Raw genomic sequence first — 4500 nt, 5'->3', positions numbered from 1 at the left:
CGGGAGGTGAGGGCGATGTGCATGGCGGGACCTGCTTCAGAAATCGCGGCGGACGGTAACGGAGACCACCTGGCGGTGGTAATCGTTGAGGGTCAGGTTGGAGTCGTTGCGGGTATAGCTGAACTGGGGCGTGATGTGCCATTCCCGGCTGGGACTGAAATTGGCCCCCACGTTGATGTTGGCCTGCAGGTCCTGGCGGATGCTGAGGAAGAAGGGGTCGCTGCCGTGGTAGCGGCGCTGTTCCAGATTGGCGTTGGCAAAGCCGACCCAGCGCGGGGCCAGGTCCATCTGGCCGCCGATGCGCACGCCCACCAGGTCGTGGCCCATGAATGTGGCCAGCTCGTTCTTTTCCATCTCGGTGCCCACGTAGGCGCCGCCGTAGATGACCTGCCCCTCGCGGAAGGCGTGGGCGTAGGCGCCGCCGACGACGAAACGGTCTGTGTTGCGGATGGCCTGGCCTGGGTAGGTGAGGCTGGCGTACTGGAGGTAGAGGCTGGCCTGGTTGCGGGAGTCGTAGTTGTGCTGCCATTGGCCGGTGAAGCCCATGGCGTCCCGGTAGCGCTCGCCGTTGAGGCGGAAGGTGCTGGCCTGGAGGGCAAGGGAATACTGGTTCTTGTCCTCCGCCTTGGTCAGGCCCAGATTGGCGTCCCAGCTGCCATTGTCGAAGTCGGTATCGTTGCTGTTGAGGCGCTGGGAGAAGGCGGCACCACCGGTGACGGCCAGGCCGGCCTGCAGGGGAGTGCGGAAATTGATGCCGCCGGCCACGTTGGTGAAGGTGTCACCGTTTTCCTTGGCGCCGCTGCCGACCGGGAACATCCAGCCGCCGAAGAAGGGAATGGCGTACTCGCCGCGGCTGGTGCCGCTGTTGACGTTGCTGTCGATGCCCAGACCCAGCTCCAGATAGCCGCGCACCTGGGTGCGGGCTTCGTCCTCCAGGCGCTCCACTGCTGCCAGGAAACGCTCGATGGTGCTGCCCACTTCGGCCGGCACGCCCATGCTGCGCACATTCTCGAGCTCGCGGCGGGCATTCTTGGTCTCGCCCAGGGCCAGATAGGCCCGGGCAATCTCGGCCCGGGCCCGGGCGTTGTTCGGTTCCTGGGCCAGCACCCGTTCCAGGGCGAAGACCGCCCGGGTGTTCTGGCCCGCCTCCAGGGCGGCCAGCCCCAGCAGCAGGTCGTATTCGATTTCCCCGGCCCGTTCGGGCTCCAGGCTTTCCAGCAGGACATAGGCTTCGCTGCCCTTGCCGCTTTCCAGCAGGCGTCCGGCTTGGCCCAGGGTGGCATCGGCCCCCCAGGCGGCGCCGCAGCCCAGCAACGACAGGACGGCGCAGACATTCAATACGGATTTTTTGACTTTCACCCCAGACCCCAATTCAACAATTTCTTATCGCGGCTAATGTGGCAAAGCAGCATGGCAATGTCAATGCAGTTATTCCCATTTTTCATGGGCTTGGCGCGATTTTTGCGAAAATTCTGGCGAAAAAAAAACGGCGGGAAATCCCGCCGCTTTCTGTGCCGCACCGCCGGGTCAGCGTACGCAGTCCACGTAGTAGCCCACCTTGCCGTCCCGCTCTTCCTTGACCAGACCGTGGATGTCGGTCTCGAAGCCGGGGAATTTCTCGTTGAAATCCCGGGCGAACTGCAGGTACTGCATGATGGTGCGGTTGAAGCGCTCGCCCGGGATGAGCAGGGGAATGCCCGGGGGATAGGGGGTGAGCAGCACCGAGGTGACCCGGCCTTCCAGTTCGTCGATGGGCACCCGGTCAATCTCGCGGTGGGCCATCTTGGCGAAGGCATCGGCAGGCTTCATGGCCGGCACCATGTCGGAGAGGTACATCTCGGTGGTCAGGCGGGCCACGTCGTTGGAGCGGTAAACGGCGTGGATTTCCCGGCACAGGTCGCGCAGGCCGACCCGCTCGTAGCGCGGGTGCTTGGCGACGAAGGCGGGTAGTACCTTCCACAGGGGCTGGTTCTTGTCGTAGTCGTCCTTGAACTGCTGCAGTTCGGTCACCATGCTGTTCCAGCGGCCCTTGGTGATGCCGATGGTGAACATGATGAAGAAGGAGTAGAGGCCGCACTTCTCCACGATCACGCCGTGTTCGGCCAGGTACTTGGTGACGATGGCGGCGGGAATGCCCCGTTCGGCGAACTCGCCGTCCACGTCCAGGCCCGGGGTGATGATGGTGGCCTTGATCGGGTCCAGCATGTTGAAGCCGTCGGCCAGGTTGCCGAAGCCGTGCCAGCGGTCGCCGGGCTTGAGCATCCAGGCGTCCCGCTCCTCGATGCCTTCCTCGGAGAGGTCGTCCGGGCCCCATACCTTGAACCACCAGCCGGAGCCCCACTCCTCGTCCACCTTGCGCATGGCGCGGCGGAAGTCCAGGGCCTCGGCGATGGATTCCTCCACCAGGGCGGTGCCGCCCGGCTCTTCCATCATGGCCGCGGCCACGTCGCAGGAGGCGATGATGGCGTACTGGGGGCTGGTGGAGGTGTGCATGAGATAAGCCTCATTGAACACGTCCCGGTCCAGGTGGCTGTTCTCCGCGTCCTGCACCAGGATCTGGGAGGCCTGGGAAAGGCCGGCCAGGAGCTTGTGGGTGGACTGGGTGGAGAAGACCATGGACTCCTTGCAGCGGGGCCGGTCGGCGCCGATGGCGTGGTAATCGCCGTAGAAGTCGTGGAAGGCGGCGTGGGGCAGCCAGGCTTCGTCGAAGTGCAGGGTATCGATCTTGCCGTCCAGCTCTTCCTTGATGGCTTCCACGTTGTAGAGGATGCCGTCGTAGGTGGACTGGGTGATGGTCAGCACCCGGGGCTTGGCGTTCTTGTCCGTGGCGAAGGGATTCGCGGCGATCTTCTTCTGGATGTTCTCCCAGGCGAACTCGCTCTTGGGGATGGGGCCGATGATGCCGAAGTTGTTGCGGGTCGGCATGAGAAAGACCGGGATGGCGCCGGTCATCATGATGGCGTGCAGGATGGACTTGTGGCAGTTGCGGTCCACCACCACGATGTCGCCCGGGGCCACGGTGGAGTGCCAGACGATCTTGTTGGAGGTGGAGGTGCCGTTGGTGACGAAGTACAGGTGGTCGCAGTTGAAGATGCGTGCCGCATTGCGCTCGGAGGCCGCCACCGGGCCGGTGTGGTCCAGCAGCTGGCCCAGTTCCTCCACGGCGTTGCAGACGTCGGCGCGCAGCATGTTCTCGCCGAAGAACTGGTGGAACATCTGGCCCACCGGGCTCTTCAGGAAGGCGACGCCGCCGGAGTGGCCGGGACAGTGCCAGGAATAGGAGCCGTCCGAGGCGTAGTGGGTGAGGGCCCGGAAGAAGGGCGGCGGCAGGGATTCCAGGTAGGCCTTGGCTTCCCGCACCACGTTGCGGGCGATGAATTCCGGCGTGTCTTCATACATGTGGATGAAGCCGTGCAGTTCCCGCAGCACGTCGTTGGGGATGTGGCGGGAGGTGCGGGTCTCGCCGTGCAGGAAGATGGGAATCTCGCTGTTGCGCAGGCGGATTTCGCTGACGAAGGCGCGCAGGCCGGCAATGGCCTTGGCGGAAGCCTCGGGCGAGGAGAACTCCTCGTCGTCGATGGACAGGATGAAGGTGGAGGCCCGGCTCTGCTGCTGGGCGAAGGAGGTCAGGTCGCCGTAGCTGGTGACGCCCAGCACTTCCAGACCTTCGGCCTGGATGGCTTCCGCCAGGGCCCGGATGCCCAGGCCCGAGGCATTCTCGGAGCGGAAGTCTTCGTCGATGATGATGACCGGGAAGTGGAAGCGCATGGCTGTTCCTCAAAAGACGGCGACCCGCCGGAGCGGGTCACAGGATAAGTCGAAAATGTTGCGCGAAGGCGTCAGATCTTGGGCAGGGTGACGCCCACCTGGCCCTGGTACTTGCCGCCCCGGTCCTTGTAGGAGGTCTCGCAGACCTCGTCGGACTCGAAGAAGAGCACCTGGGCGCAGCCCTCGCCGGCGTAGATCTTGGCCGGCAGGGGGGTGGTGTTGGAGAACTCCAGGGTGACGTAGCCTTCCCATTCGGGTTCGAAGGGGGTGACGTTCACGATGATGCCGCAACGGGCGTAGGTGCTTTTGCCCAGGCAGACGGTGAGTACGCTGCGGGGGATGCGGAAGTATTCGACGGTGCGGGCCAGAGCGAAGGAATTGGGCGGGATGATGCAGTAGTCCGCCTCGATCTCGACGAAGGACTGGGGATCGAACTTCTTCGGGTCCACGATGGTGGAGTTGATGTTGGTGAAGACCTTGAATTCCCGGGCGCAGCGGATGTCGTAGCCGTAGCTGGAGGTGCCGTAGGAAACGATCTTCTCCCCATTGACCTCGCGCACCAGCCCCGGCTCGAACGGTTCGATCATGCCGTGCTGCTCCGCCATGCGACGGATCCACTTATCGGATTTGATGGCCATGCCAGCTACCCTAACGCCTTGGAAAAAAGCGGATTCTACTTGGTGTTGGGGTGCGCAAAAAGGGTTTTTACAGGAGGGGAAGCCCGTGGTGGGC

The 4500-nt window shown here is 63.8% G+C and carries 3 protein-coding genes; all 3 read right to left on the bottom strand.

What is annotated here, in order from left to right:
- Nucleotides 1-36: 36 nt before the first annotated feature.
- The 3 genes from AC1RTA_RS16370 to dcd all read right to left on the bottom strand — a co-directional run bounded on the left by AC1RTA_RS16370 (nucleotide 37) and on the right by dcd (nucleotide 4406).
- Nucleotides 37-1359 (bottom strand): surface lipoprotein assembly modifier, encoded by a 1323-nt coding sequence (locus AC1RTA_RS16370; RefSeq protein ID WP_492785342.1) that lies wholly within the window; start codon nucleotides 1357-1359, stop codon nucleotides 37-39.
- A gap of 168 nt (nucleotides 1360-1527) precedes the next feature.
- Nucleotides 1528-3768, bottom strand: coding sequence for an arginine/lysine/ornithine decarboxylase (locus AC1RTA_RS16365; protein WP_014236346.1), 2241 nt, complete (start codon nucleotides 3766-3768; stop codon nucleotides 1528-1530).
- Between the two features lie 71 nt (nucleotides 3769-3839).
- Nucleotides 3840-4406, bottom strand: a complete 567-nt coding sequence (gene dcd, locus AC1RTA_RS16360; RefSeq protein WP_014236347.1) for a dCTP deaminase — start codon at nucleotides 4404-4406, stop codon at nucleotides 3840-3842.
- Nucleotides 4407-4500 lie beyond the last annotated feature (94 nt).

This window comes from Azospira sp. MPR-E4 (assembly GCF_058809645.1).
Note: the sequence above shows the minus strand (reverse complement) of the source record. Positions and strands in the feature narration are given on the sequence as shown.

Coding starts and splice junctions, on each gene's coding strand:
- AC1RTA_RS16365 (WP_014236346.1), bottom strand. CDS start 3,768: ATGCGCTTCCACTTCCCGGTCATCATCATCGACGAAGACTTCCGCTCC.
- dcd (WP_014236347.1), bottom strand. CDS start 4,406: ATGGCCATCAAATCCGATAAGTGGATCCGTCGCATGGCGGAGCAGCAC.